Consider the following 25,608-nt stretch of genomic DNA (forward strand, 5'->3'; position numbering starts at 1 on the left):
CACTTGAGCTAATCGTGCTGTTGTTGCAACCGCTGTTTGAGATCGTGTGGGATGATCATCTCAGACTCAATCGGAGGTAAGCCACCTGTAGTTACCTTTGCTAGTTGCCTAGCTCGGAATCGGATGCCGGACACGATCAGCAGTTGCCGCCGCGCTTCGGTATCCAGAGTCTCCCAGCGTTGAGCGTAGGTCTCCCCGGTGTGTATGTACTCAGAATGAGGTTTTGGGGTTGCCAGTTTTTCAAGCTCAGCAACTCGCTTGCCTACGGTGTCTAGCTGTGTGAACAGCGTTGATCTGGCAGTTTCAGATTCGACAGTTGGAATGTACTTAGCAAGTTCCTCATACGTCGATCTAGCTAGCTCTAGCTCAGCTTGGGAGGTATCCACCTTGTTGTGGCGTAGCTCCAGAATCTCAAGCCCTCCCAGCTCAGCTAACACCAACTCAGAAACGAGAGGTTCTATCGCAGCATCGTTGACCGATGAACCTTTGCAACCGTCAGCACATTTGTAAACCCCGGTCTTTCGCTCTCGCTGCTTTTTGTGATGCATACGAGCGCCACAAAACCAACACTCTAAGACTCCCAGCAGCGGGCTAGTCCTATCGGAACTCCCTTTTTCCCAACGTCTGCCTGCCAGCGTCTGCTGTAGCAAGTCCCATTCTTCAGGCGTTACGGCTGGTGGACACTTGAGCACTGGCTTGCCGTCATCACCAATCACTGGCTTGCCGTTGTGCATTGTCCAACCAAGCAATTGCCGGTTCTCCAGCATGACACGAACCGTATCTTGACCCCACACACCACCGGGCTTGCCTGCACTGTGCCGCCTAGGAGTTGGGATCCCCTCGGCGGTGAGATCACGCGCGATACGAGCAGCGGACTTACCCGCTATGTACTCCTCGATAATTCGCCTCAGCACCGGGAATGAGATCGGATCGTGAACCAGTTTCAGTCCGCCCTCCTCCCTAGGCGCTGTAGTCCAACCGAACGGCACGTGACCGCCTCGCCACCTGCCAACCTGCCTGAGGTGCCGTTGAGAAGCGGATATGCGCTCTTTGATAGCCTCCAGCTCTCCCTCAGCAACTCCAGCGATAACGCTGGCAACCATGCGGCCTACCCAAGTGGAAAAATCCAAGCTCTCGTTGATGCTTACCAGTGATTTTTCGTTGTCAGTCAGCCACCCGAACAGACGGTTCAACTCAATAGCATTGCGGGCTACGCGGTCTAGCTTCCAACAAACCAGCGCGTCCCAATCGTTCTGCTTGGGTTCCCGTAGCCACGGGCCTAAGGCTGGAGCATCGAACGGGGAGATGCTGCCTGATACGTCAACATCTTCGGCCCACCCGATGATCTCATGATCATTGGCAGATGCCCACGTCTGAATTAGATCTCGTTGACGTTCTACCGACGTAGATTCTTCGGTTGACTTGCTAAGTCGAACCCTCGCTAGTATTCTCACACCTAAGAGATTATCACTAGATTACGCATCAGCCTACTCAAGCAATACGCTCACCTAAACCTTGGGACATTTGCACTGGCACGCAGCTGCCGATTCGCCCTCCCACGTTGCCACCATTGGTTGGAGTTGCTGCTTCAGGCCGTCGAGAAGCGAATTGATGCGGCCGGACGTGGAGTTGATGTCAGCGGCTGCGGACTCGATCTCGCCGAACTGGTACTTGATTACGCTTTCCATGATTCCCCCTTATGTGAGTTAGAGCGCGAGGCCCTGTGCTTCGATGTTGCTGAAGGCACTGGCGTTTTCGGCCTCCATGCCGTCAAAGTTCTTAGCGTTGCCGCGGATGTTGTCTGAAATCGCCTGCAGCGCCTCCTGTAGGTCGCGGGCCGCCGTGTTCCAACGGTTCATCAGCCCGTCGAAGCTGACCTGGGCGTTACCTGCCCAGCTGCCCCGCAGCCCGTCCACCACGCCGCGCAGGCGGTTGATCTCCCCCTGAACCTCATTGTTGGTGCCGTCAACGCGGCCGGCAGCCGCCAGCATGACATCAGCTTCGGTCCTAAACATTTGAGTCATTGTCGCCCCTCCCCGAACGAGCAAGTGTTGAATGAAATTCGCGAGGCCAAACTGTTTTTGCCCTCATTATGTTTAGACTGTCGCAGACCCCAAAAAGGTTGCATTGAATCCAAAAATCATTTGAATTGCAGACTTTCTACTGCCATCCTGCAGGTCGCGCGCTGTGAAACAGTGAGCTCTGTTTTACTGTGGCAGCCCACTGAGAACTGATGCCCCGTGGCAACCCACGCCACCCACGCCACCCGGGAACCATCCCCCGGATCCTCCACGTACTCCACAGTGGGCTCGGCGGGACGTATATTCCGATTCGGTTGCTCGGTCAGCAGTGGATCATCCGCCACCATCGCCGCGATTTCCGTACGCACCTTGCCCGCATCAATCCCAAAAGTTGGATCGATCGCAACGATAACCCGCAACTCTGGATCTGGGCCGGTCGCAACGAGCAGGCCATCCTCCCGTGGCGCCAGTACAAACCCAACTGGCAACTGCATGCGGACGCGATCGTATTCAGTCACTACTGTGCCTCCCTCAGGCGAGGAGGGCGGTGATGCGCTTGGCATATCGCTTGTCGACGCCGGCCGCTCCGCCGCCACGCTCCCCTCCGGCATCGCGCCCATTCCCCACCAACTAATCCCCAACACGGTCAGAATGACACCCGCCAAGAGCACATGGAAAAGGCTCGGCATAGGTGTGGCTAGCCTCCGGCGCCCCTTAGTCGGGCGCTCAATCGGCAGCTCTTCCTCGACTGTCTTGTCCTCCTCCAGCGCCTCTGCGTCATAAGCCGCGACCCCCTTATTCAAAAGGGTGCGGGTCAGCACCTCAATCGCGCGCTGATTTCCCGCCACCGCTACCTCAATATCTGGCCAGCGAGCATCGGCAATCGTCTTGACTTGGTCGACGACGGCAGCCACTGCCCAGCCGGCCAAAATTCCCGAACTCGGCAGGTCATAACGATGTATTTGTTCCTCGGCCTCGAAAATGGTGGCATTTTCCAACACCGTAACTTTGATCGGTGACATCAGGCTTCCCCCTCCGGCTTAACAAAGGCAACATGGCAGGCACCCACCGTGGTGCCACGCACCTGCCATTGACCACGCCCCGGTATTTGCCTCGTCGGCTTAATCCCGAAGATCCTTCCTTCCTCGGGATCCGCATCCAGCAGCAACACACCCGGAATGCTGTCGCGCAGCGCCGCGAAGAATTGGCTGTACAACGCCCTACCAATGCCACCTGCCTTGCGCGCCAGCACCACATGCAACCCGATGTCACGGGCATGCGGGATAAGTTCTACCAGGGGTTGCAGGGCCCCTTCCGGGAGGAGTTCGGTGTCGTCGATAAGCACGAAAATCTCCGGCCCTTCCCACCAGGACCGCTCCTTGAGCTGCTGCGCTGTCACCTCCGGACCGGGGAGCCGCGTGCGTAGCGTGGCCACCGTGCTCGCGACCGTCTGCGAGACGGCATCCGGTGTTGCGCCATAGGCCGCCACCATGTCTGGGGCAAAGGTATCGAGGTGCGTGCGGCGCGGATCCAACACCACGAGGCGGGCCGATGCTCGCCCCAGCTTCTCGACGCCCAACGCCACCACACGCAAGAACGCTGACTTACCCGCGCCTTGACCGCCAATACACAGCAGATGCGGTGACTCCTGCCAATCCCACCCCAAGGTTCCCAGCTGCGGACCACCAATACCGAAGGGAATGCCCGGCGCGCCAGCATCGAGCGCTGTGATAGCCAATCGCTCCGGCAACTGCTTCAGCTTCGGCACCGGCGCGAAGCCCTGCTGCCTGGCAGCAATGATGACATGGCCGATGTCCTGGTTGGTGGACTGCGCCAGCAGCATCGCCTCACCTTCCGGAGTCAGGCCCCGACCAGGCTTCTCTGGGAGTTTTTGCTGCGCTTTCCTATCGATCAAGGAATCCATTGGCTCTCCAAGCTTCAGCTCAATGCGAGTCCCCAACAAATCGCGAATGGCGGGCCTAATCAGCGTCCAACGAGGCGTACTGATCGCAAGGTGGACTCTGGCGGCCAACCCGTCTGCGGCGATGGCGACAAAGGAATCGTAGAGATCCTCGAAATCGGCGGCCACCACATGCCAACCGTCCACTAACAAGAAGGTGTGTCGATCTTCCGTGCACTCAAGAAAGCCCCGAACCTCATCGACGATGCGACGTACCTTTTCAGGATCATTCTTGTGCGCGATGCCCGCCACGTGTGGCATCGCTGCGGCGGGTCCGAGCTCCGTCCCCGCGAGATCCAGCACATAAAACCGAATGGAATCGGTGCTGTGCGTAGCGGCCAACGAAAGCATCAGAGTGCGCAGCGCGTTAGTCTTACCGCTGCGCGGCCCGCCGCACACTGCGAGATGACCAGCACCTGCGCTGAGATCAACCACGAAAGGATCTTGACTCTGCAGATATGGCCTATCCACCATGCCGATCGCAGCATGCAGCTGACCTACTTGATCTGCAACTCCCGCCAACGGCAAGCTTGCGGGCAGCGGGGGCAACCACAGTTGGTGTGCCCGCGCCCCGCTTGTAGCGCCTGCCGCAATAATCGCGTCCGCGAGCACACCAAGCACCGTCAGAGAGCTATCCAAGATGTAGCTCTCGGATTCCGACGTCGCTAAGTCCTCCCAGCTATTGAACAGGCGCACCCCTCCCGAACTCTGTAGCGGCGACTCTGCGCGTATGGGAACAGGACCGGAAACATAGCTCGCTTGGAACCGGGTGACTTCGGAAGCAGTTGTCTTAATGAAGCCGGCACCAGGCTGCGCGGGCAGCTGATACGCATCGGTCACACCGAGGACCTGCCGTGATTCTGAAGCAGAGAAGGTCTTCAACCCGATTCGGTAGGACAGATGTGAGTCCAGGCCACGAAGCCTGCCTTCCTCAAGACGCTGACTGGCAAGCAACAAATGAATCTGCAAGGAGCGTCCCACCCGGCCCACAGCTACAAACAGATCCGCAAAATCCGGATGGTGGCCGAGCAACTCGGAAAACTCATCCAGCACAATCACCAGGGCCGGAAGTGGAGGCAACTCGGGCCTATCTTTACTTCGGGCCTGATTGTAATCATGCACATTGGCAAAATTGCCAGCAGAACGCAGCAGCTCCTGCCGCCGATTCAGCTCACCACTGATCGCGTCATGCATCCGCTCAACCAAACTGGCTTCCTCGGCGAGGTTCGTGATCACTGCTGAAGTATGCGGCAGCTCTTCTAGCCCGAGGAAGGTGGCGCCACCCTTGAAATCCACCAACACAAAGTTCAGCTCATCCGGGGAATGGGTAAGTGCTAAGGAGAGCACAAGGGTTTTTAGCAGCTCACTTTTACCCGAACCCGTCGCCCCGATGCACAGCCCGTGTGGCCCCACTCCGCCATGTGCGGATTCCTTAAGGTCAAGATACAAGGGGTCCCCGGAGGCGGTGACGCCAATCGGCACGTTGAGACGCTGTTGTAGAGTGCGGCCGCCTCGCGACCACAGCGCAGTTGGGGGCACGTGCTCGGCATCACTGATGCCATGGAGGCCGAGGAAGTCTAGAGCGCGGGAGGCGGAGCGCATCGGGCGTCGATAAGCAGTCAGCAACCTGGCCGCATGGAGGGCTACCTCGGGTCGGAGCAGGTCCGCAACACCGATGTCTTCCAACCCGCCCTCCGTATGCACGGTGAGTGTGTGCGTCTGATCTGCACCGACTGTGAGAAAGAGCCCTTCGCTGAGTGCCCGCTCCCCCAACACAGCATGTTGATGCACTCCAATACCGATGATGGTGGTCCAGCGCGGGTCATCCAAGTCGACCTGCGTCGCAGAGTCAGCGTCAACCACGAGGATGCGATACTGCGCACTGTCGGGGTCCTGCGTGTGCGGCAGCCATTTCGTCCACGGCATCGTGCCTGCCTTGACTACTAATCCGACACAATCCGGGCCATGGTGGAACGCCAATTGGAGCAAGAGGGCCCGTGCTAGTTCTTCCGCGAGAGCGCCACCGAGCCCGATAAATCGGAAGGCCTGGAGCTGCACTGCCACGGGCATTTCCGGCACGGACCCGACGGATCGGACTGTGTGCCGCAGCGACACCGCGCACACAGGATCAAGATCCTCGGGCGCGCCGGAATCCGCCACTGTCACCGGGGTGCACAAAGCGGTGTTCCCCAGCCCAATTCTTACCTCGAGGGCATCGGGATCATCGGCGTGCCGTTCCCACATGCGTCGCCCGCCTATCGACGCCCATAGCTGCGCAGGATCCGGGTGTTTGTGTACTTCAGCGGCCCGCTGGGCCTGCGCATTCCGCAATGCCGCCGCACGTACGGCACCCAGATGACGCAGATAGGCTCGCCGGGTTTCATCAATATCGTCCCCGGGTGATGCTCCGAACATCGTGGCCATACTGACAAGCATCATCACCGGGAACATCAACATCATCGGATGCGGGTCTCCCCCGCTGTTGAGCATCAACATCAGCATGCCGCCAACCATGACGATCATCAGCACCGGCATCAGTATCCGCACTAGTGGCAGCGGCTGCGGTTTGGCCACGGGCGGAATCTTTTCGGTAGCGAGCGTTCCGCTCGGCATTGGTGGTGCAGGCTCCCGCTCCGCCAGCGTCATCGGATGGACAACATACTGGTCAGTGTCAATTTCTGTAGCAGCTGCAGCTGGATAGCCGTGCTCAAGTGAAGTTGCGGTCATAGGTTCCCCCCGATGGTCTTTGGCCGTTTGCGATCCACGCTTCCCCCGAAGCTTCAAGTGGACACAGCAGACAGTTTAAGCCATGCTGTTCGTGTCCGCAGTCACAATGTGCTGCGCTGGCGTTGTCAAGGGGGTTGACTGCGCCACAGCTTTTGCCGTGCCAATTAGGGGGATAACACAATGACGTTGGCGTACACCCATGTCGAACAATCACTACGCCTGAGTTTTCGTATTGAGCTCAGCAGCCTTTCGGCCGAAGATTCACCTACTTCCGTGGATGTTTCCGTCCCAGCTTCTTCATCGCTGGCGGAGGCTTTACCGGAGATTCTAGATCTGGCATCCGCTCCGGTGATCTCCGTGCCGTGGATGGCCCGCACAGCAGGTGGGCAAGAAATAGATCATGCAGTTCCGCTAGGTCACCTAGGGCTTTCTCAAGGCGCCATCGTTGTGCTGTCCCCATTTCAGGACATAGAGCCAGTTCTGCGAAAAGACGCGGCGGAATCCCTCGGCGATTTGAGAATCAATTTCCAACCTTTCGGTCTTGCTACCAGCGCCGCCACGATCGGACTGCTTTCACTCGGAGTCCTGGCGTGGCATTCCACAATGCCGACGGTGCCAGTTTCCGTGCTGTTCATACTATTGACCTTGGTTTCAGCTTCAGTCACTGTGTGGCTGCGTTTCATCTCGTCACTGCCGGAGCGCTGTGCAATTAATACCCTGACGATTCTGTCATCGGCTTTTGCAGGGATCAGCTGCTGGCTATTGAGCGTGGGCCACGCTACTCCCAGCACTCCGAAAGAAGTCGGCTGGGCGGCGATCTCCGCCCTACTCGGAGGCTTAGGTATGAGCATCGGGTTGACGTGGTTGGCTCGCCCTGCGATCTTCGTGCTGGCAGGGCTCGCGAGCTTCATAGCCATCATGTTTTCCGCTGCCCTCGGGGCGATCTTCGTCAGCGATGCGACGGCCGCGGCAGCATGCGCGATTCTGGCTTCTATGACGCTGGTGTTGTTCTCGCCTAGTCTGAGCACTGCGCTCGCAGGACTGACTGTGCCACGTTTGCCCTCCGCTGGCCAAGATCTCAAGGTGGCCGACCAGTCGATCCCAAATCCAGAACACCGGGCACAGCGAGCCACCGACATTCTCGACGGCATCTGCCTCGGGACAGGAACCGCAGCGGCGATCGCGGTGATCTGCATTGGTTGGCGCAGCGAACAGCCGGGGTTCGCCCTAGCTTTAAGCATCGTATGTGTAGCCACGGTGGCTTTACATGCCACCCGCCACCGCAGCGCCCCAGCGATGTGGGGGTTGTGGCTTTGGCTTCTTGCCGGACTCGTGTCTGCCACCCTGTCGGGACTGCGGGTAGGAACAGGGGGCGTGCTGGTAGTCATTCTCATTGCACTTGCCGCAATGTCTGCTCCTTTGTGGGCGGCGCGTGTGCGTGATTTGCCACCGACAGCACTCAACTGGCTGGAAAAGCTCGAGGCGCTATCCCTAGCTGCCGCGTTTCCTTTGGCTGCTCATCTTGCAGGCGTCTTCGCAGCCATCCGGGGGCTCGGCTGATGCGCAAGCTTGTATTCCTAGGGCTGGCGCTGTTCTTCCTGCCACTACCTGCCCACGCTGATCCGCTACCTGAAGAATGTCCGAAGCCTATGCCTGGGGCCGCACCGAAAGGACCTCCTGCCGAAGAGCTCTTACTCAGCCACCGTTTTGCCACTGGCAACGGCCTCAAGGTCGCGGTGATTGACACCGGAGTGGCTCCACATCCGCGGTTAGGCACGGTCATACCAGGAGCAGACCTCATTCATCCGGCTGGTGGCAACCAAGGTGCTTTAGAAGATTGCGATGGGCACGGCACCATCGTTGCCGGCATCATCGCCGGACAGCCTGATCCCGCGCTTCAAGACGGCCTGCTGGGGATTGCACCCGATGCAGAAATCATCGCGATACGGCAAAGCAGCTCCTACCTTCGTTCCCAGGCTGCACCACAAGAGGCTGCGGGAACGATCGCTACCCTCGCAGCGGCAATCCACCGCTCACTAGACCTCGGCGCACAGGTTATCAACGTCTCCCTTGCCTCTTGTGTCCCTGCCAGCGCGCAGGCATCGCTGGATACCCGAATCCTCGATGATGCCTTGTCCAGGGCTGAGGAATTGAATGCGGTAGTCGTAGCCGCTGCCGGAAACATCAGCCCGCAGTGCCCAGCGGACTCCGTCGCCTACCCAGCGCATTCGGAGAGCGTCCTAGCGGTATCCGCTGCGCAGGATTCCTATCAGCTGGCTGATTACTCACTGCCGGTCAAAGGCCAAGTGGTTTCTGCCCCCGGCACAGTGCCCGTTGGGCTCTCGCCCCGCGACGGAACCTTCGCTGCCGCCATGCGTACTTCACGCGGGGAGTCCCCTTTTAGTGGCACCAGCTTTGCAGCACCAGTGGTCTCTGGCGTAGTAGCACAATTGAAACAACGCTATCCAAGCGATACTGCGGCGCAAACCCGGGCACGTGTCCGGGCAGCAGCAAGTCCTGGTACCGGTGATCTCTCCCCTACCTCAGCAATGTCCCAATTGCTCAGTGCTTCAGCTCCACACCCCGTTGCAATTGACGCCCCGAAGCCGAGTTCTCAAGCAGTGCGCAACCGCGCGATCCTGGTGTCCATCGCTCTTTTAGGCCTGGGAATCGTGGCGGCCACCTTGTTCTGTGCCGTCTCTAGGGCAGCCCGCTAATAGGTCGGGCGGAGCGCATCCTTGTGGCTCAAGGGCGCTCCTTCCGGCAGCAAGGAGAGGATCGCCCATGGGGCAGATTGGGGCTCCACGATCCCTAACGCAGCAGCATCCACAGGAGTGGCCACACGGTGGACACGGCCATGTTCCGTCACGATGACGGTGCCATGTCCCGTATCCACTCCAATTCCGCCTATTGTCGGCCCCGAGTAAGCATGAGCTGCACTATCCCCCGACAGCTGAATTCCCGCAGGCGGTGCAGCTGCCAGTGCGATCTTGCCGTCACCTCGCACCCACACGTGCTCTGGGCGCTGCCACTGCACCGGGGAAACGGGCAATTCCGCCACAGATCGAACACTATCCGGGAAGCTGCTCAACTCGCTAGCAGCCAATTCGCGGTGTTCAAGGCCCAAATCAAGGCCGATCCGATACTGCAGCTCGCTCAGTGGTACCAGACCTTTGGGCTGTTCAAGCCAGTACTCATCCTTGCCTACTAGCAACGTCCCCGCGATCTCCCGATAGGGAGGCAACTCAGTTACCGCGGAGAGCACTGCGGCCGGAGGTTCCCAGATCGGGGTATCGGGAGTAATCCCTAGTCGACGCCGGAGACTACGCCCTAAGGGAGAATCCTCGGCGGGCAACTCCGCCCGGCCAAAAGCCGTGATTACCCAGGTGCGGCCGTCACTGCGCGCGAGGACGCCATGGCCGTCGATAAGCGCTGGCGGCGCCTGCCCTGCAACTACCGTGACCGCGCCACCACTGTGGCTCGCACTCCAATCGTGGGCTGGCTGTGGGTGCGGCGCAATGATGCCCGGCGCATCCGGGATGCCCACCGGAACTCCCTTCGGGGCATCGCCAAGCACGCTATCTGAGGCTTTCGCTGCTTCCTCTGGGCTGCCTAAGATCAGGCGCGCTGAGGCAAGATTCGCCACTGGGTGCAGCACTGCCTCCTGCTCAGCCGGCAGTCGCACGTACATCCCACCGGACTCGGCACGCACGATGTTGGCATCGCCCGGATCTACCTGCGGCGCAAAGATGGCCAGCGCACCGGAGCCGGCCGCGATAATTGCAGTGCCGATCAGCCCAAAGAGCGCTGCTCTTCGGCGCGCGCCGAGCGGATCCGAAATCATCCGGATGTCACCCAACACTACGCCGTGTTCCACGCGTCGAGTAAGAAACTTGTGCCCACTGACCTGGGCTTTGGTTGTCGCTAGCAGTACCGAACTCATCGGCAATACCCCCAGAAAAGACGCGACCGAGCAATCCCCCAATTGCTGTCAACGGCCGATGCCTCACACCCTACCGGGTTAGCGCCAAACCGGCAGGACTAGTGCTGCTGCTGATCTTGCAGCTCCGCAGCCACGGAGTCGCCGGTCTTCACTCCCTCGTCAGCCATGTCAGATAGTTCATTTCGCTGAGTCAGCCACTCGAAGTGGGAATCCCGGCCACGGTTCGGAACCGTCGGACGGTGGATGTAGGGTTCATTGGCATCCTCATAGGAGGTCGCCTTGCCTGCTTCTTCCTTGGTCACAAGCGATGGCAGTTCCTCTGGCGAATTGCCAGGGGCCCGCATCTTTAAGATCTCTTCGTCGCTGAACTCGGCATTGACCGCGTAAATGATCACCTCATGATCCTTGTACACCGGCGTCACACCAGGAGTATGGATCAAACCAGTCTCAAAATCAGGGCGAGGTATTTGGAAGTGCCAGAAATGTGGCGGCGAAATGTAGATGAAATTGACACCCAGTTCCTGAGCTGCGGTATCCACCATGTTGGCTTCGTCCATGTTGTCGAAGTTGCCTTGCCCCAACCGCATAGGGTGCCAGAAGAGACGGTTAGTGGCGGACTCCAACGTGGTATTCGGCCAGAGATAATGCTTGAAGACGGCCGGCAACCGGTTGTAGGCATACATCCAGCCAGAGCCTTCATCAGGGTTAGTGAAGATCGCCCTTTCATAAGCATGCGGTTGCTGGGCGAGCCAATCGAAGGCCTTCACATCCCTGCCGTTGACCAGCCGGTCATCACGCGCAGCATTGATTGCCCAGGCTGAGCCTGGCTCGATCCCGGTACGGACTACCTTCTGGATCACGAATCCAGCGCCACCGGCCAAGAGAATGGACACCACCGCAGACACCACCGCGAACTTCTTCAGAGGCGCAAGGGCGATGAGGCGGATGAGCACGGCAAGCGCGACTGCAGCCCCCGCAACTACGAAGAGCGCCGCCGGCATGATCAAGCGGTGTCCGGTGTTGTAGTGGAGTGCGCCGACCGCCCCGAGCCACTCACCCCAAGGATCACCGAACGGGCGCAGCGAGTTAACGGTGCAACAGACACTGAGGAACCAAAACGTCGGCGCCCACAGGTTGCGACGCCAAACCAGCAGAGCGACAGCGCCAAACAGCGCGAGCCAGATCCACGGCACCACATTGAGTTCGAAAGTTGGCGCGTGGCGAGTATTCATGAAGATCGCAGCCCGCCACGCCTCGGTGAGGGAAAGATTTTCGGTAGCCGTGAAGGATTTCACCTCTTCAGACTGTTCCGCCCCGATCAGAATCTGCGGCAGCAGCGCAATCACACCAACCAGGCCAGTCGCCCCAAGCAACGCTAGGTCGCGGAGCCGCCAACCAATATGACCTTTAAAGCTGCCCGGCTTCCGCGCGGGGACCCACACCAAATACAGCAGCCACCACAGCGCCAAGCCGAGCACGACGATAGTCGCCGCGGACGGATGCAGCTGTACCATGCCGATGAATGCCAGCGCAGCCACAAAGCTACGAATCGGGAAATAGGGCACTGACATGAACAGCGCGAGCACAATCCCAGATACGGAAACTGCGGCAACATAGGGCCATGCGCCAACGTACAGACCGATCCAGTACAGCACTGGGATTCCGCCGACGATGATGGGCGCCAATCCAGCGGCAATCTGTGCGGTAAGACCCCGTCTCCCGACTAGTCGCCACGCGATGAGCCCCACGGAGATCGGAAAACCGATCGCGGGCACCAGCAGCCCCGTTAGATTTGTGGCAGCGATAGGAGAAATGTTTGCTAGGTCGGCTACGAGCCCCGCGCCGGCATGCCACGCGGTCGGGTAATACATCTTCGCCTGCGTTTCAGTATTTTGCAGGTCGCCCATGCGCGTGGGCGATGCGATACCCGTCTCCACGATGTATCTCACAGTGCTGGCATGCCAATGCACATCCCAGCCTTGAATGATGTTATCCATCTTGCGGGCTGCCTTATTGAGCAGCTCCAAAGACCGCCCGCCGATGAGCGCCACGCCAGCGAGCATTCCTAGCCCTGGGATCAGCCAGTATTCATCCAGCAACGTACCCCTGCGCCAGTCCCGCTTGGGCTTTTCGACGGCAACAGCGTCGCCATCACCATCCAGCGGAGCTGAAACTTCAGACTGCTTACGCCGCCGGCGTCCAAAGGCAACAAATGCCAAGCGCCACAGTAGCGCCAGGACCGCCAGCACAGCACTAAAGATCCCTACCGAGACCACTTCAAAGCGGATCGGTGTAAGGCCGAAGAACCATGCGGCCAGGCCATAGATACCAAAGGTGGTTGGCAATGCGGCAGCAATCGACCATTGCCCGCGCACACCGGAGAGCCACGAGACAACCAAACCGGGGATGGTAAATACCGCAACTGCTACTGCTGCCGCGCTAACCATTCCCATTGTTGACCGCCTTCAATCTTCCGCCCATTTGACCTAAATCAGCTTAGGGCATGCGCTGCCTTTTTCATGGCAAGGCACGACTAGTTATCGGCAAGAGTTCGCATTTCTCGAGTGGCTTCGGCCCGCTCCCCCAATTGCCCCTCAGCAGGATAATCCACCGCAACTAAACTTAAGCCCTTCGCTGCTGCGACGGGGATCTCCGAACAGCGCTGATCCATACCAAGGAGCCGCGGTGCGAACTCTGCGTCTCTGCGCCCCTCGCCCACCGCCAAACATGTGCCGACTAGAGAGCGAACCATGGACCAACAGAAGGCATCAGCGCTCACGTGTGCTTCGTAAAGGTACGGCTCTTCAGGGGTAGATGCGTCTATCCATTCGAAGCGCTCGAGGTCTCGGATTGAGGTGGCGTTTGGTTTGTACTTACAAAACGCAGCAAAATCGTGAAGGCCAATCAAGGCATCCGCAGTCTCCTGCATCTTCTTTAGGTCAACTGGCTTAGGCCACGAAGCAGTATCCCGGGCCCGCGTCGGCAGGACCCCTGCTTGGTCCGTGGTGACCCGGTATACATAGTGGCGCCGCAACGCGGAGAACCTGGCGTCGAAGGTGTCAGGTACGAATTGACAGGCGCTGACGCGGATATCCTCCGGCAGCAGGCGCGCTAATCGACGTACAAGACGAGCTGGATCCCCTTCAATCGAACGCTGTTGCAGAGCTTGTTCATTCACATCAAAGTGCGCGACTTGGCCGCGAGCGTGCACACCGGCATCCGTGCGACCAGCCACGGTGAGAACTAGTGGCTCCCGCAGAATCATCCGCAGCGTGTCTTCGAGCACCTGCTGGACAGTTCGCAACTCCGGCTCGCCCTCCTTTGGAAGCTGCCGAGCCCAGCCGTGGAAATCAGTACCGTCGTACGCAACATCAATGCGGATTCTTTTGGATGTCATGATGAAGATCATTCTAGCTGGCCATTGAAAAGGTAAAGGCCCGTACCCCAGTGGGGTACGGGCCTAGAAGGAAGAGAATTACTTCTCTTCCTTCTCCTCAGCTTCAGCCTCGACAGCTTCTGCCTCAGCAGCAGCGTCGGTAGCCACTTCAGCTTCAACCTCTGGAGCCTCTTCGACTACAGCGGTCTCTTCTTCAGCCTTCTTGGAAGCAGCAGCGCGAGTTGCGCGGGATGCCTCGGCAGAAACAGTCTCCTCGAGAACGAGGGAGATCTGGGACATAGGGGCGTTGTCGCCCTTACGGTTCTCCAGCTTGATGATGCGGGTGTAGCCACCCTCACGGCTGTCAAACTTTGGAGCCAGCTCGTTGAACAGGTAAGCAACAACTTCCTTGTTCGTGATGAGCTTTGCAACGTTGCGACGATCCGCCACGGAGCCGGCCTTAGCCTTGGTGATGAGCTTTTCTACGTATGGACGCAGCACCTTTGCCTTGGCATCGGTGGTCTTGATTGCGCCGTGCTCGATCAGCTGAGCAGCCAGGTTAGAAAGGATCTTCTTCTGGTTGGTAGCCGAACCGCCGAGACGGGCGCCCTTCTTAGGGGTAGGCATTGATGTACTCCTCGTGTACAGGTATGTGAGCGCAGACCCTGAAACAGGGCCTTAGGGCGTCTTACTCGGAATCTTCCGGATCAAAGTCAATGAATTCGCCGGTCTCAGCGTCGTAGCCTTCGATCTGGGTTGGATCGAAGTCTTCCGGAGCATCCTTCAAGGTCAGGCCCAAGCCCGCAAGCTTAATCTTGACCTCGTTGATGGACTTCTGACCGAAGTTGCGGATATCCAGCAGGTCCGACTCGGTGCACTCTGCGAGTTCACCAACGGTGTGGATCTCCTGGCGCTTCAGGCAGTTGTAGGAGCGAACAGAGAAGTTCAGATCCTCAATTGCCATGCCATAAGCAGCGATGTGCTCGGTCTCCTGTGGGGATGGACCGATCTCGATGCCCTCGGCAGCGGTGTTCAGCTCGCGAGCGAGGCCGAACAGCTCAACTAGGGTCTTGCCTGCGGAAGCTAGAGCGTCACGCGCGGAGATGGAGTTCTTGGTCTCAACGTCAATGATCAGCTTGTCAAAGTCGGTGCGCTGCTCAACACGAGTAGCTTCCACCTTGTAGCTGACCTTGAGAACTGGGGAGTAGATCTGGTCCACAGGGATGCGGCCGATCTCACTCGTGTTGGTGTTCAAGGTGGCAGGAACGTAGCCGCGGCCGCGCTCCACAATCAACTCGATCTCCAAACGGCCCTGTTCGTTAAGCGTTGCGATGTGCAGATCCGGGTTATGGATCTCCACACCCGCTGGAGGCTGAATGTCACCAGCGGTAACAACACCTTCACCGGTCTTGCTCAGGTACATGACCACTGGCTCATCCGAGTCAGAGGACAGCACGATGCCCTTGATGTTCAGGATGATGTCAGAAACATCTTCCTTCACACCGTTGATGGTGGTGAACTCGTGGAGGACACCATCGATCTTGACGCTGGTCACTGCTGCACCCGGGATAGAGGACAGCAGGGTACGACGCAACGAGTTACCCAGGGTGTAACCGAAGCCTGGCTCCAGTGGCTCGATGATGAACCGGGAGCGTGCCTCGTCTACGTACTCCTCGGTAAGGGTAGGACGCTGTGAAATGAGCATGAACTTCTCCTTGTGTGACGCCCGCTATTTGACGTCGATAGGCAAGTATTGACTTTTTGTGTGCGCCACCAAATTTGGTAGCGCTCACGGAGATTACTTCGAGTAGAACTCGACGATGAGCTGTTCCTGGATAGGAACGTCGATCTGAGCGCGCTCTGGCAACTGGTGCACGAGAATGCGCAGGGTGGACGGAACGACCTGCAGCCATGCTGGCACAACTGCGTCGACGAGGTTGTCCTGAGCCTCTTCGAACCAGATCATCTTGCGAGACTTCTCACGAACATCGATGATGTCGTACTGAGAAACCTGGAAAGAAGGAACGTTGATCTTCTTGCCGTTCACGGTGAAGTGACCGTGAGAAACAAGCTGGCGTGCCTGACGACGAGTGCGTGCGAGGCCAGCGCGGTAGACAACGTTGTCGAGGCGAGCCTCGAGCAGGACCATGAGGTTTTCGCCGGTCTTGCCTGGGCGACGGTTAGCCTCGGCGTAGTAGCGACGGAACTGCTTCTCCATGACACCGTAGGTGAAGCGAGCTTTCTGCTTCTCCTGCAGCTGGAGGAGGTACTCAGACTCCTTGATGCGAGCGCGGCCAGCCTGTCCCGGAGGATAAGGGCGACGCTCGAATGCCATGTCTCCGCCGACGAGGTCGACACGGAGGCGGCGGGATTTACGGGTTACAGGGCCGGTATAACGAGCCATTGTTTGTTACGCTTCCTTTCCCTGATTAAACGCGACGGCGCTTAGGCGGACGGCAGCCATTGTGTGGCTGTGGGGTGACATCAGTAATAGAACCGACCTCAAGCCCCGCGGTGGACAGGGAACGGATAGCGGTCTCACGTCCAGAGCCTGGGCCCTTGACGTAGACGTCAACCTTCTTCATACCGTGCTCCATAGCCTTGCGAGCAGCATTCTCGGCAGCCATCTGAGCAGCGAACGGAGTGGACTTACGAGAGCCCTTGAATCCGACGTGGCCAGAGGAAGCCCAAGAGATGACAGCACCGGATGGGTCCGTGATGGACACGATGGTGTTGTTGAAGGTGGACTTGATGTATGCGGCGCCCTGCGCCACATTCTTCTTTACGACGCGACGGCCAGTGCGGCGCGCGCCAGAGCGTGCTTTAGGAGGCATGATTACTTCTTCTTTCCGGCGATCGTCTTCTTAGGACCCTTGCGTGTACGCGCATTGGTCTTGGTGCGCTGACCACGAACTGGGAGGCCACGGCGGTGGCGCAGACCCTGGTAAGAGCCGATTTCGATCTTGCGACGGATGTCGGCTGCTACCTGGCGGCGGAGGTCACCCTCCACCTTCCAGGTTGCTTCGATAACGTCACGAAGAACAGCGATCTGCTCATCAGAGAGGTTGTCGGTGCGCAGGTCAGGAGAGATTCCGGTCTCTTCGAGCAGCTTGGCAGCACGGGCTGGGCCGATGCCGTAAATGTAGGTAAGTGCGACTTCCATGCGCTTGTTGCGAGGGAGGTCAACACCAGCTAGACGTGCCATGTGGTACGTACCTTTCCGGTTGTTGCGGTGGTTTTCTCCACACTCGTCCCCGTCTCATAGCACTTCACCCGGACGGATATGCCGGGAAGTGGGCTACGCAAACACAGGGCTCCGGCCACCGTAACCAGAGGTAGATGAAGCGCACATCCGCTAAAAGAATTCAGCAGAACTGCAGTGCGCCTGGAGTGTGAAGGCGAATGATTATTTACTTGTAGCGGTAGACAATGCGACCGCGGGTCAAATCGTACGGAGAAAGCTCCACTACGACACGATCCTCAGGAAGGATACGGATGTAATGCTGACGCATCTTGCCACTGATGTGTGCAAGTACCTTGTGACCATTGTCGAGTTCGACACGGAACATTGCATTTGGCAAAGGCTCAACAATCTTGCCTTCAACCTCAATAGCGCCTTCTTTAGCCATATCCTCCACTTTCCCTGACATTCCCAAGTGCAAAATGCCTGGTAGTTTCCACTTCCGCGAGATGCGAAACGCGGGCATGTGCACGTGTACACACACCAATGGGACAGCTTACAGTGCGCACCTGGTATTTTGCAAAAAGGAATGACGCTGCCAGCAAAAGCAAAACTCCGCCCAACTGTTCCCAGTTGTGGCGGAGTCGCGGAAAATCCGAGCGATGACTAGTACACGTATACCATATCGCCGACCTGCAAGTCATTGAAGAACGCTGCAGAGTCCTCATGGCGCAGGTGCACGCAACCATGCGACAGCCAGTCAATCCGACCCGAGTGGAACGCGATGCCATTGTTGGTGAAGTAAACCGCGTTAGGCATCGGAGCATTATTGAACTCGTAGGAAATTTCGTCCTTCACCTTACGGGTGACGCTGAACGTTCCGTTAGGAGTGTCATACCCTTGCGCACCATGAGATACCGGAACGGGGCCATAGGTAACCTCGCCACCGTGCTGCAACCATGCACGGTTGCCTGCCTTATCAAGGCAAGCACGTGCCTGTGGCGGGCAAGAGCCACGGTCAATCTGCGGAGCCTCTGGGGCTGGTGCCGGAGCCGGGGCCGGTGCTGGAACTGGCTCTGGGGCTGGTGCCGGAGCTGGCTGTGGCAGCTTAGACTCAAGCAGACCTGGGAAGTGAACTCGCAAGTTGTCATCAGCAGCCTTGCGAAGCGCATCACGTTGTGCCGGTGGCAGGCCAGCGGTGGAGTTGTACACAGCATTGCGCGCATTCCAGGCTGCCTCGGCTGCCGCATCGGAGGAGCCAGACTGCATGTCAGAGGATCCTGGGATATTTACAGCCGGTAGTGCCGGCGCGGCGAATGCCGGCTGCACCAAGATGGCGGAAGCGGCCACAGCGGTGGATGCGGCGATTCCCGCGCGTCGCTTGAATACAGAAGGCTTGCGGTGCTTACTCATAGTGCAGAAGTATAGGGCTTTCAACTAGAAAACCGCCAATTGTATGACGATATTATATGAATTTTCTCAGAATCTTGGGGTGAGGATCCGCGGCCCCCCGGTGGTAGCAGCTACCGTATGCTCCCAGTGTGCTGACCACGATCCGTCGAGGGTAACCACGGTCCAGTCGTCGTCAAGCACGGCAGAATCTTCCGTGCCCAGGGTCAACATTGGCTCGATCGCAAGCACGGAACCCTCTTGAATAATAGGTCCGCGGCCCGGCTTTCCCTCATTAGCAAGGTAGGGCTCCTCATGCATGGTTCGCCCGATACCGTGGCCACCGTAGCCATCGACGATGCCAAGATCTACGCCAAATTTCTGTTCTGCCTTGCGCGTAGCCACTTCCAGCGCATGGGAAACGTCAGTCAGGTGATTACCAGGGACCATGGCTTTGAGACCTTCCATGAGCACCCACTCAGTGGCGCGGTTGAGCTTGTCGACGTCCTCATCGACCTCACCGATGCCAAAAGACCACGCGGAGTCCCCTACCCACCCTTCAAAGGTGGCGCCGCAGTCAATCGAGACTAGATCGCCTTCGCACAGGATTGTCTCGGCGTTAGGTATCCCATGCACGATCACTTCGTTGACGGAAGCACAGATGGAACCTGGGAAACCTTGGTATCCCAGGAAGGTAGGGATTGCCCCTGCGGAGCGAATCGTATCCTCGGCAATACGGTCCAGGTCCAGAGTGCTCATGCCTGGTTTGGCTGCGGCTTTCACAGCTTGGAGAGTGCGGCCAACGATTTCACCGGCGGCCTGCATTGCGTCAAGTTCCATAGGGGTCTTGGCGGCGATTACTTTTTGCTTTTTACGAAATCCCATTTTCTGCTTTCAAAAGTTAAAAACCGGCTGCTTGGAAACTCAAGCAACCGGTTTTCTATGGAGCGGGCGCTACTTGCCCAGAGCTTCCATTGTGCGGGCGTTGATATCCTCAACGCTACCCTCTGCCTCGATGGTGATGATCTTGTCACCGTAGTGATCGATCAGAGGCGCAGTTTCATCGCGGTACACACCAAGGCGGGTGCGAATAGTTGCCTCGTTGTCATCGGCACGACCACGCGCAAGCATGCGCTCGACAACGACGTCCTCAGAAACCTTGAAGTTCACAACGCCGTCGAGCTGCGCGCCTTTCGACGCCAAAAGGGACTCGAGAATGTCTGCTTGTTCGACGGTGCGTGGAAAGCCGTCGAGGAGGAAACCATTCACAGCATCTTCTTCTGCAAGTCGGGATTCCACCATGCGAGCCGTGACATCAGTCGGAACCAGCTTGCCAGCGTCAATATAAGACTTTGCCTCAACGCCAAGAGGGGTACCTTCCCCGATGTTGGCGCGGAACAGGTCGCCAGTGGAGATGTGTGGCACGCCGAGCTTTTCGGAGAGAATAGCGGCCTGGGTACCTTTGCCTGCGCCCGGAGGGCCGAGGAGTACGAGTCTCATTTAAGGAATCCTTCGTAGTTGCTTTGGAGGAGCTGGCTCTCAATCTGCTTTACCGTAGTCAGTGCAACAGAAACGAGAATCAAAATAGCAGTACCACCGAATGGCGTTGAGTTCGCTGCACCGGAGTTCACACCAAGATCCATCATGATGTTCGGCAGCACAGCAATAACACCGAGGTACAACGAACCGACAAACAGCAGACGATTCATTACATATCCAAGGTACTCGGCCGTCGGACGGCCCGGGCGAATACCCGGAATAAATCCGCCGTACTTCTTCATGTTGTCTGCTTGCTCATTCGGGTCGTACTGGACCGAAACGTAGAAGTAGGAGAAGAAGATGATCAGCGCAAAGTAGCCGAGGATGTACTGCCAAGACGACGGCGTCTGGAGGTACTGGATGACGTTTCTTTGCCACCAGTTATCCGGCACTGCAGTGGAGCCAGAGTTCACGATCTGTGTGATGAGCACCGGCACATACATCAGCGAGGACGCGAAGATCACTGGAATAACGCCAGCCTGGTTAACCTTCAGCGGCAGGTAGGTGGAGGTGCCGCCATACTGACGACGTCCGACCATGCGCTTGGCATATTGCACGGGGATACGACGCTGTCCCTGCTCAATGAAGATCACGCCAACCACGAGGATAACCACAGCCACCATGACCAGGGAGAACACCATCGGCCCCGAGGAACGGAAGATGTTCATGCCGTCGGCAGGAAGGCGAGTTGCAATGCCGCCGAAGATGAGCAAAGACATGCCGTTACCGATGCCACGGTCGGTCATGAGCTCACCGATCCACATCACAAGCACAGCGCCTGCGGTCATCGTCAACACAAGGAGGATCAGGTCGAAAACGTTTCGATCCGCCTTAAGCACCTCGATGCCCTGACCGAGCAGCTGCTGACGGTCTGCCAGTGCGGTGATGCCCGAAGATTGCAGGAGAGCCAGGCCTACCGTCAAATAACGCGTGTACTGCGTCATCTTGGTTTGGCCGGACTGGCCTTCCTTCTTCAGCTCTTCGAAGTGCGGAATCACCACGGTGAGCAACTGCACGATAATCGACGCCGTGATGTACGGCATGATGCCGATGGCAAAAATCGACAACTGCAACAACGCGCCACCTGAGAACAGGTTGATCAGCGAGTAGACGCTGTTCTGGTCGTTTGTCAGCTCACGCAGACGGCCAGCAATCGAAGCGTAGTCAACGCCTGGCGAAGGGATCTGCGCACCAATGCGGTACAAGATGATCATCGCCAAGGTAAACAAGATCTTCTTACGAAGATCCACATCCTTGAATGCTGCAATAAGGGCGGACACATATCCTCCAAGCATCCCCTGCCCGCAAGGGGAATCAAGGGAGACGGTGTATTTAAGTTCAGGAACGCCACGCGCTGAGAGGCGCGACAGAGATTCAACACGGCAACTTTACCAGTGTTTAGGCCTCAAGAGAATTTCCCCACACATTTTTCACCCTTGGACGCACCCCAACAGGCGGGCTAGGTACCTGGCAAATGCACCCCACAGGCAAGAGGTTCAGCAGCGCATTGGCATTGGAGCATTGTTCACAAACCACAGTCTTCCGCTGCGGACAGCCGGAAGCTGGCTAGAATTTTAGACTCCTTGTCACCGCACGGTATCCAGTGCTGTAACAGCGTTCACAGAGCTCTGGAGGGCGCACAAAATGACCGCAAAACGGCTCCAGTACAAGCGATTCTTGTTGATTTGGACGGCACCCGCCCTGAGAGCGAAGCCTTTTATGCACTTTCATCAGCCCCCCCTTTGAGCTTGCGACAACCACAATCCGGCTTTTGCACCACTCCTCCAGCCAACGCTTGACCGGGGAACCGGAGCGATTGTCATCGGTGCCTGCGATGGGCTGGCACGCTAGCTTTGGGTGAAGCTTCAGCCAATGGCTCGCATACCAGCAACCCCGGTTTGCCCGATATCTGTACCATCTCCGGCAATAGTTCCCTGCCGATACGCCCTGGGATCCACCTGCTGCCGGCTGCGGTGCTGCGAGAGCTGGAGCTGTTGCTGTCGCAAGAACTCCGCTTGGACTTGGTTCGCGCGGGTACGGTCGTCGATAAGCGCTAGCGCATAAGCCTGCGCACTGTCCGACGCCTCTGCTTCCGCTGCCGCCAACCGCTGACTTATGCGCGCGACGAACCCGGCCATAAAGGATCTACGTGCCCTGACCAGGCCCATGGTGCTGTCGATTCTTTGGGCACCGCTCAGCATGGACAGCCGCAAGATTGAATAGAGCAGCTCGATTCTGTCTAGGTGCCGAGGCATGCCGAAGAGAGTAACCGAAGCGATTCGCGACGGCCGCAGGCCAATATTGAACCCAACACAATGGAGAACTTCCGCTATCGAGAGCAGTAGGCGCGCTTGCATAGCGGAATAATTGCCGGTGATAGGAAACTCTCGGACCATAACAGCGCCATCATCGGCCTCTAGTTCACTGCGGTCCAGCCCATACTGCGCCAGCAATTGAAAGGCCTTCTCATAGAACACGTCCCCCTCCGGGGTACCCTGCCGATCTATGGCTTGATTCAGCAGCTTGCGTACCCGGGCTTTAATTCGCTCCATCATTCCCCCTGTTAGTCATTTGCCAACAGTGATACCGCTTTCGGTGCCGCTATGCGACGCCCCTAGTGGCGCAGCTGTGGATAACTGCTATGCAGCGCGAGACTGTGGATAAGGATTCATCCCGGACCGGCATGCAAAAACGGCCCCCTCCCTGCAAGAGGGAAGGAGCCGTTCGTGCTTTAAGTTCTTAAGCCTCGGTGACGGAGCCGCCAGCGGCTTCGATCTTTTCCTTGGCAGACTTGGAGAACTTGGTTGCGGTGACGTTGAGCTTGACGCTCAGGTCGCCGTTGCCAAGAATCTTGACTGGCTGGTTCTTACGAGCCAGGCCAGCTGCGACGATCTCAGCAATGGTGACGTCGCCGCCCTTAGGGAAGGCCTTCTCCAGATCCGCTACGTTTACCACCTGGAAAACGACGCGGTTAGGGTTCTTGAAGCCCTTCAGCTTTGGCAGACGCATCTGCAGTGGCATCTGGCCACCTTCGAAGGAGGCCGAAACCTGCTTACGAGCCTTGGTACCCTTGGTACCGCGACCTGCAGTCTTACCCTTGGATGCTTCACCGCGGCCAACGCGGGTCTTAGCCTTGTTTGAGCCCGGTGCTGGGCGCAAGTCGTGGAGCTTAATTGGTTCGCTCATTGTTTACCTACTCCCCCGCTACTTCTTCAACGACGACCATGTGACGAACCACTTTGATCAGACCGCGCACCTGAGGGTTGTCAGGTCGCACGACGGACTGGTGGATCTTACGAAGGCCGAGAGTCTGCAGCGAGTCCTTCTGGTTCTGCTTGGCACCAACGATGCCCTTAACCTGAGTAATCTTGAGGGCCATTGTTTAAGCCTCCTGAGCTGCTACTGCGCGAGCGCGCAGGATACGGGCTGGGGTGACCTCTTCGAGAGTCTTGCCACGGCGGGCAGCAACCTCTTCAGGGCGAACCAGCTGCTTGAGCGCAGCCACGGTTGCATGGACAACGTTAATAGCGTTGTCAGAACCGAGGGACTTGGACAGGACGTCCTGAACGCCAGCACATTCCAAAACTGGACGTGCAGCGCCACCAGCGATAACACCGGTACCAGGAGCGGCTGGGCGCAGCATTACGATGCCTGCTGCAGCTTCGCCCTGGACTGGGTGAGTGATGGTGCCAGCGACCATTGGAACGCGGAAGAAGTTCTTGCGAGCCTCTTCTGCACCCTTCTGGATAGCTGCTGGAACTTCCTTGGCCTTGCCGTAGCCAACACCAACCATGCCCTTGCCGTCGCCAACGATGACGAGAGCGGTGAAGCTGAAGCGACGACCACCCTTAACGACCTTAGACACGCGGTTGATGGTTACAACACGCTCGATGTACTGCGAACGCTCGTCCTGCTGCTGGTTGCGGCGATCATCACGATCACGGCCACGACCGCGGCGCTCGTTGCGCTCGTTGCTGTTGCTGTTGTTGTTCTCGTCGGCGGAGCGTCCGCCGTTACGCCGTTCACGTCCCGGCATTACGCGATCCTTCCGTTGATGTTCATGGTTGCGGTGATCATTAGAACTTCAGACCACCTTCACGTGCAGCGTCGGCCAAAGCGGCGACGCGACCGTGGTACTGGTAGCCGCCACGGTCAAAGACCACAGCTTCGATACCAGCAGCCTTGGCGCGCTCAGCGATGAGCTTGCCAACCTCGGCGCCACGTGCCTTCTTGTCGCCATCAAATGCGCGCACTGCGTCTTCCATGGTGGAAGCTGCAGCCAAGGTACGACCTGCGAGGTCGTCGATGATCTGCACGTGCATGTGGCGAGAGGTGCGGTGCACGACGAGACGTGGAGTCTCGGCAGTGCCACGCAGGTTCTTGCGGATGCGGAAGTGGCGGCGGGCACGAGCCTCGCGACGACGAGAGGAGATGTCCTTGCCTACTGGGAGGCGCTTGGTTACGTTGTTCTCGTTGCTCATTACTTACCCGTCTTTCCGACCTTGCGACGGACCTGCTCACCCTCGTAGCGGATGCCCTTACCCTTGTAAGGGTCATCCTTACGCAGACGACGGATGATTGCAGCGATCTGTCCGACCTTTTGCTTGTCAATACCCTCGATCGAGAACTTCGTGTTGCCATCAACAGCGAACTTGATGCCTTCTGGAGCTTCGATCAGAACTGGGTGAGAGTAACCCAGGGCGAACTCAAGGTTCTGGCCCTTCTGCTGCACACGGTAGCCGACACCGAAGATTTCCATCTTGATGGTGTAGCCCTTAGTAACGCCCTCAACGAGGTTGTTTACCAAGGAGCGAGACAGGCCGTGCAGAGCGCGGTTCTTACGTTGGTCGTCCGGACGGGCGACGACGATCTCGGATCCCTCAACGGAAACGGTGATCGGAGCTGGCAGCTCGAAAGACAGGGTGCCCTTAGGGCCCTTGACCTCGATGTTCTGACCATCGATCTTGGTCTCAACGCCGGATGGGATTGCGATTGGGTTCTTACCGATACGCGACATATGTCAATCCTCCCTTACCAGACGTAGGCGAGAACTTCTCCGCCTACGCCCTTCTCGGTAGCCTGACGATCGGTCAGGAGGCCCTGGGAAGTGGAAATGATTGCCACACCCAAGCCACCCAGAACCTCTGGCAGGTTGGTGGACTTAGCGTAAACGCGCAAGCCAGGCTTGGACACGCGACGAACGCCAGAAATGGAACGCTCACGGGATGGACCGTACTTGAGATCTAGCTTAAGGGTCTTGCCAACCTTTTCGTCAGAAACGGCATAGCCAGCAATGTAGCCCTCTTGCTTGAGGATCTCAGCGATGTTTGCCTTCAACTTGGAAGAAGGCATGGACACAGAGTCGTGGTACGCGTGGTTAGCGTTGCGCACACGCGACAGCATGTCTGCAATTGGATCAGTCATGGTCATAGGATTGTGACCTTGATGCCTTTCTCGCTGCGGTTCCCTTCC

The 25,608-nt window shown here is 58.0% G+C and carries 26 protein-coding genes and 1 pseudogene; 2 read left to right on the forward strand and 25 right to left on the reverse strand.

What is annotated here, in order from left to right; genetic code table 11:
* Positions 1-8 precede the first annotated feature (8 nt).
* From WG915_RS04920 to eccCa, 5 genes and pseudogenes are all read right to left on the reverse strand, one after another.
* The gene (locus WG915_RS04920) at positions 9-1,454 is read right to left on the reverse strand and encodes a recombinase family protein (protein ID WP_339564266.1); all 1,446 of its coding nucleotides are present in this window, start codon (positions 1,452-1,454) and stop codon (positions 9-11) included.
* 81 nt (positions 1,455-1,535) lie between these two features.
* A pseudogene (locus WG915_RS04925) lies at positions 1,536-1,688 on the reverse strand (WXG100 family type VII secretion target); the annotation flags it as partial.
* Between the two features lie 18 nt (positions 1,689-1,706).
* Positions 1,707-2,024: a WXG100 family type VII secretion target gene (locus WG915_RS04930; RefSeq protein WP_339564267.1), complete on the reverse strand. Its 318-nt coding sequence runs from the start codon at positions 2,022-2,024 to the stop codon at positions 1,707-1,709.
* Positions 2,025-2,140: 116 nt separating this feature from the next.
* The gene (locus tag WG915_RS04935) at positions 2,141-3,043 is read right to left on the reverse strand and encodes a type VII secretion-associated protein (protein ID WP_339564268.1); all 903 of its coding nucleotides are present in this window, start codon (positions 3,041-3,043) and stop codon (positions 2,141-2,143) included.
* Complete coding sequence (gene eccCa / locus WG915_RS04940; RefSeq protein WP_445227786.1) at positions 3,043-6,627, reverse strand: type VII secretion protein EccCa; 3,585 nt, start codon at positions 6,625-6,627, stop codon at positions 3,043-3,045. Before eccCa ends, WG915_RS04935 begins: the two co-directional genes overlap by 1 nt.
* Positions 6,628-6,888: 261 nt before the next feature.
* Here eccCa and eccD point away from each other — a divergent pair, with 261 nt between their 5' ends.
* Positions 6,889-8,268 (forward strand): type VII secretion integral membrane protein EccD, encoded by a 1,380-nt coding sequence (eccD, locus tag WG915_RS04945; protein WP_339564270.1) that lies wholly within the window; start codon positions 6,889-6,891, stop codon positions 8,266-8,268.
* On the forward strand, positions 8,268-9,425 hold the full coding sequence (locus tag WG915_RS04950) for a S8 family serine peptidase (RefSeq protein WP_339564271.1): 1,158 nt from the start codon (positions 8,268-8,270) through the stop codon (positions 9,423-9,425). Before eccD ends, WG915_RS04950 begins: the two co-directional genes overlap by 1 nt.
* Here the strand turns inward: WG915_RS04950 and eccB are convergent.
* The 20 genes from eccB to rpsH all read right to left on the reverse strand — a co-directional run bounded on the left by eccB (position 9,422) and on the right by rpsH (position 25,566).
* Positions 9,422-10,651, reverse strand: coding sequence for a type VII secretion protein EccB (gene eccB / locus WG915_RS04955; protein WP_339564272.1), 1,230 nt, complete (start codon positions 10,649-10,651; stop codon positions 9,422-9,424). The two genes, WG915_RS04950 and eccB, sit on opposite strands and share 4 nt — an antisense overlap.
* Before the next feature lie 98 nt (positions 10,652-10,749).
* A complete protein-coding gene (locus WG915_RS04960) occupies positions 10,750-13,104 on the reverse strand; it encodes a DUF6541 family protein (RefSeq protein ID WP_339564273.1) in 2,355 nt (784 codons plus the stop codon).
* Positions 13,105-13,184: 80 nt separating this feature from the next.
* A complete protein-coding gene (gene truA, locus WG915_RS04965; protein ID WP_339564274.1) occupies positions 13,185-14,048 on the reverse strand; it encodes a tRNA pseudouridine(38-40) synthase TruA in 864 nt (287 codons plus the stop codon).
* Between the two features lie 78 nt (positions 14,049-14,126).
* Positions 14,127-14,654, reverse strand: a complete 528-nt coding sequence (gene rplQ, locus WG915_RS04970) for a 50S ribosomal protein L17 (protein ID WP_339564275.1) — start codon at positions 14,652-14,654, stop codon at positions 14,127-14,129.
* Positions 14,655-14,715: 61 nt separating this feature from the next.
* Positions 14,716-15,732 carry a DNA-directed RNA polymerase subunit alpha gene (locus WG915_RS04975; RefSeq protein WP_339564276.1) on the reverse strand — a complete coding sequence of 339 codons (1,017 nt, stop codon included), beginning with the start codon at positions 15,730-15,732 and terminating at the stop codon, positions 14,716-14,718.
* A 93-nt stretch (positions 15,733-15,825) separates the two neighbouring features.
* On the reverse strand, positions 15,826-16,431 hold the full coding sequence (gene rpsD / locus WG915_RS04980; RefSeq protein WP_339564277.1) for a 30S ribosomal protein S4: 606 nt from the start codon (positions 16,429-16,431) through the stop codon (positions 15,826-15,828).
* A 25-nt stretch (positions 16,432-16,456) separates the two neighbouring features.
* Positions 16,457-16,861 (reverse strand): 30S ribosomal protein S11, encoded by a 405-nt coding sequence (gene rpsK, locus WG915_RS04985; RefSeq protein WP_339564278.1) that lies wholly within the window; start codon positions 16,859-16,861, stop codon positions 16,457-16,459.
* A gap of 2 nt (positions 16,862-16,863) precedes the next feature.
* The gene (gene rpsM, locus WG915_RS04990) at positions 16,864-17,232 is read right to left on the reverse strand and encodes a 30S ribosomal protein S13 (RefSeq protein ID WP_339564279.1); all 369 of its coding nucleotides are present in this window, start codon (positions 17,230-17,232) and stop codon (positions 16,864-16,866) included.
* A 205-nt stretch (positions 17,233-17,437) separates the two neighbouring features.
* The gene (gene infA / locus WG915_RS04995; RefSeq protein WP_291477496.1) at positions 17,438-17,656 is read right to left on the reverse strand and encodes a translation initiation factor IF-1; all 219 of its coding nucleotides are present in this window, start codon (positions 17,654-17,656) and stop codon (positions 17,438-17,440) included.
* Positions 17,657-17,874: 218 nt separating this feature from the next.
* Positions 17,875-18,621, reverse strand: coding sequence for a L,D-transpeptidase (locus WG915_RS05000; RefSeq protein ID WP_339564280.1), 747 nt, complete (start codon positions 18,619-18,621; stop codon positions 17,875-17,877).
* 66 nt (positions 18,622-18,687) lie between these two features.
* Positions 18,688-19,482, reverse strand: coding sequence for a type I methionyl aminopeptidase (gene map / locus WG915_RS05005; protein ID WP_339564281.1), 795 nt, complete (start codon positions 19,480-19,482; stop codon positions 18,688-18,690).
* Positions 19,483-19,551: 69 nt separating this feature from the next.
* The gene (locus WG915_RS05010) at positions 19,552-20,097 is read right to left on the reverse strand and encodes an adenylate kinase (protein WP_339564282.1); all 546 of its coding nucleotides are present in this window, start codon (positions 20,095-20,097) and stop codon (positions 19,552-19,554) included.
* Positions 20,094-21,416, reverse strand: coding sequence for a preprotein translocase subunit SecY (gene secY, locus WG915_RS05015; protein WP_339564283.1), 1,323 nt, complete (start codon positions 21,414-21,416; stop codon positions 20,094-20,096). Before secY ends, WG915_RS05010 begins: the two co-directional genes overlap by 4 nt.
* 585 nt (positions 21,417-22,001) lie before the next feature.
* A complete protein-coding gene (locus tag WG915_RS05020; RefSeq protein ID WP_339564284.1) occupies positions 22,002-22,691 on the reverse strand; it encodes a DUF2786 domain-containing protein in 690 nt (229 codons plus the stop codon).
* 184 nt (positions 22,692-22,875) lie between these two features.
* Entirely contained in the window at positions 22,876-23,322 is a 447-nt protein-coding gene (rplO, locus tag WG915_RS05025; protein ID WP_339564285.1) for a 50S ribosomal protein L15, read from the reverse strand.
* 7 nt (positions 23,323-23,329) lie between these two features.
* Entirely contained in the window at positions 23,330-23,515 is a 186-nt protein-coding gene (rpmD, locus tag WG915_RS05030; RefSeq protein WP_339564286.1) for a 50S ribosomal protein L30, read from the reverse strand.
* A gap of 3 nt (positions 23,516-23,518) precedes the next feature.
* The gene (gene rpsE, locus WG915_RS05035) at positions 23,519-24,172 is read right to left on the reverse strand and encodes a 30S ribosomal protein S5 (protein ID WP_339564287.1); all 654 of its coding nucleotides are present in this window, start codon (positions 24,170-24,172) and stop codon (positions 23,519-23,521) included.
* Between the two features lie 40 nt (positions 24,173-24,212).
* On the reverse strand, positions 24,213-24,617 hold the full coding sequence (gene rplR, locus WG915_RS05040; protein WP_339564288.1) for a 50S ribosomal protein L18: 405 nt from the start codon (positions 24,615-24,617) through the stop codon (positions 24,213-24,215).
* Complete coding sequence (gene rplF, locus WG915_RS05045; RefSeq protein ID WP_339564289.1) at positions 24,617-25,153, reverse strand: 50S ribosomal protein L6; 537 nt, start codon at positions 25,151-25,153, stop codon at positions 24,617-24,619. The genes rplR and rplF overlap by 1 nt, the downstream gene beginning before the upstream one ends.
* Positions 25,154-25,167: 14 nt before the next feature.
* Positions 25,168-25,566, reverse strand: a complete 399-nt coding sequence (rpsH, locus tag WG915_RS05050; protein WP_339564290.1) for a 30S ribosomal protein S8 — start codon at positions 25,564-25,566, stop codon at positions 25,168-25,170.
* Positions 25,567-25,608 lie beyond the last annotated feature (42 nt).

The sequence above is a fragment of the Corynebacterium sp. H128 genome (assembly GCF_037482625.1).
GTDB lineage: Bacteria > Actinomycetota > Actinomycetes > Mycobacteriales > Mycobacteriaceae > Corynebacterium.

What these genes read in the sequence shown, in the direction of transcription:
- WG915_RS04930 (WP_339564267.1), bottom strand. Translation starts at nt 2,024, where the DNA reads ATGACTCAAATGTTTAGGACCGAAGCTGATGTCATGCTGGCGGCTGCC.
- WG915_RS04935 (WP_339564268.1), bottom strand. Translation starts at nt 3,043, where the DNA reads ATGTCACCGATCAAAGTTACGGTGTTGGAAAATGCCACCATTTTCGAG.
- eccCa (WP_445227786.1), bottom strand. Translation starts at nt 6,627, where the DNA reads ATGACGCTGGCGGAGCGGGAGCCTGCACCACCAATGCCGAGCGGAACG.
- eccD (WP_339564270.1), top strand. Translation starts at nt 6,889, where the DNA reads ATGACGTTGGCGTACACCCATGTCGAACAATCACTACGCCTGAGTTTT.
- WG915_RS04950 (WP_339564271.1), top strand. Translation starts at nt 8,268, where the DNA reads ATGCGCAAGCTTGTATTCCTAGGGCTGGCGCTGTTCTTCCTGCCACTA.
- eccB (WP_339564272.1), bottom strand. Translation starts at nt 10,651, where the DNA reads ATGAGTTCGGTACTGCTAGCGACAACCAAAGCCCAGGTCAGTGGGCAC.
- WG915_RS04960 (WP_339564273.1), bottom strand. Translation starts at nt 13,104, where the DNA reads ATGGGAATGGTTAGCGCGGCAGCAGTAGCAGTTGCGGTATTTACCATC.
- truA (WP_339564274.1), bottom strand. Translation starts at nt 14,048, where the DNA reads ATGACATCCAAAAGAATCCGCATTGATGTTGCGTACGACGGTACTGAT.
- rplQ (WP_339564275.1), bottom strand. Translation starts at nt 14,654, where the DNA reads ATGCCTACCCCTAAGAAGGGCGCCCGTCTCGGCGGTTCGGCTACCAAC.
- WG915_RS04975 (WP_339564276.1), bottom strand. Translation starts at nt 15,732, where the DNA reads ATGCTCATTTCACAGCGTCCTACCCTTACCGAGGAGTACGTAGACGAG.
- rpsD (WP_339564277.1), bottom strand. Translation starts at nt 16,431, where the DNA reads ATGGCTCGTTATACCGGCCCTGTAACCCGTAAATCCCGCCGCCTCCGT.
- rpsK (WP_339564278.1), bottom strand. Translation starts at nt 16,861, where the DNA reads ATGCCTCCTAAAGCACGCTCTGGCGCGCGCCGCACTGGCCGTCGCGTC.
- rpsM (WP_339564279.1), bottom strand. Translation starts at nt 17,232, where the DNA reads ATGGCACGTCTAGCTGGTGTTGACCTCCCTCGCAACAAGCGCATGGAA.
- infA (WP_291477496.1), bottom strand. Translation starts at nt 17,656, where the DNA reads ATGGCTAAAGAAGGCGCTATTGAGGTTGAAGGCAAGATTGTTGAGCCT.
- WG915_RS05000 (WP_339564280.1), bottom strand. Translation starts at nt 18,621, where the DNA reads ATGAGTAAGCACCGCAAGCCTTCTGTATTCAAGCGACGCGCGGGAATC.
- map (WP_339564281.1), bottom strand. Translation starts at nt 19,482, where the DNA reads ATGGGATTTCGTAAAAAGCAAAAAGTAATCGCCGCCAAGACCCCTATG.
- WG915_RS05010 (WP_339564282.1), bottom strand. Translation starts at nt 20,097, where the DNA reads ATGAGACTCGTACTCCTCGGCCCTCCGGGCGCAGGCAAAGGTACCCAG.
- WG915_RS05020 (WP_339564284.1), bottom strand. Translation starts at nt 22,691, where the DNA reads ATGATGGAGCGAATTAAAGCCCGGGTACGCAAGCTGCTGAATCAAGCC.
- rplO (WP_339564285.1), bottom strand. Translation starts at nt 23,322, where the DNA reads ATGAGCGAACCAATTAAGCTCCACGACTTGCGCCCAGCACCGGGCTCA.
- rpmD (WP_339564286.1), bottom strand. Translation starts at nt 23,515, where the DNA reads ATGGCCCTCAAGATTACTCAGGTTAAGGGCATCGTTGGTGCCAAGCAG.
- rpsE (WP_339564287.1), bottom strand. Translation starts at nt 24,172, where the DNA reads ATGCCGGGACGTGAACGGCGTAACGGCGGACGCTCCGCCGACGAGAAC.
- rplR (WP_339564288.1), bottom strand. Translation starts at nt 24,617, where the DNA reads ATGAGCAACGAGAACAACGTAACCAAGCGCCTCCCAGTAGGCAAGGAC.
- rplF (WP_339564289.1), bottom strand. Translation starts at nt 25,153, where the DNA reads ATGTCGCGTATCGGTAAGAACCCAATCGCAATCCCATCCGGCGTTGAG.
- rpsH (WP_339564290.1), bottom strand. Translation starts at nt 25,566, where the DNA reads ATGACCATGACTGATCCAATTGCAGACATGCTGTCGCGTGTGCGCAAC.